The organism is Aliivibrio sp. S10_S31, assembly GCF_014694495.1.
Lineage (GTDB): Bacteria > Pseudomonadota > Gammaproteobacteria > Enterobacterales > Vibrionaceae > Aliivibrio > Aliivibrio fischeri.
Genome location: NZ_JAAUWR010000086.1, coordinates 1 through 716, shown reverse-complemented (window position 1 = coordinate 716; position 716 = coordinate 1). Strand labels below are relative to the sequence as shown.

At 33.7% G+C, this 716-nt stretch carries 1 protein-coding gene; it reads left to right on the top strand.

Features of this window, described 5'->3' with window-relative positions:
* On the top strand, window positions 1–590 hold a 590-nt coding region (locus HC728_RS19700; protein ID WP_238933841.1), incomplete at its 5' end, for a hypothetical protein.
* Window positions 591–716: the final 126 nt, after the last annotated feature.

The window sequence follows — 716 nt, the reverse complement described above, 5'->3', positions numbered from 1 at the left end:
GCGTTATGTCATCGGTGAAATATATGGAATCCAAAATTATAACAATTGAGATTGATGTTAAGAATGATATAAAAAAATCATATGATTATATTGTTGAAAAATTTGAGGTGGTTACAGAGTTTAACCTTTGGAAAGCATACTCTGAACAGCTCCTTAAGGGGGAAAGGGCACCTATGTTAGATGTTGTGGATTATGAAAAAGCTTTTTATCAATATTGGATAAACTCAGGTCATAATATTAGAAAGCAAGTAAATGATGATAAGACTCTATTAGAATTATTAACTTTATTTTTCCCTAAATATACAGGGAAAAGTATTGTGCTATACCGCGGTGAAAATTTAGATGCGTACAATGATAAGCGCATTGGTTTCTGCTGGACTCCAAATATTGATAAAGCTAAACAATTTATGAGTAGCAATGCCTTTGGTTCTGGTGGGGTTTTGTTACGATGTAAGTGTCAACCAGATTGGATATTATCTTCTTTAAGCCTAGATGAGCACAGCAGACATTTGGGCGAAGATGAGCATATAGTCAATCCATTTTTGTTAAGTAATATTGAAGTATTAGATAGCATTGCATCGTTAGAATAATGACATAACAAATGCATCAACACGATTTACTACATTCGGCATTGTAGGTTTGACTTTGGTTTTTGTGTTTATGGCGGTAAAATTCAGCTTGTTCTGTATAGTAGCAAACGTGTTATGCAGGCGTTA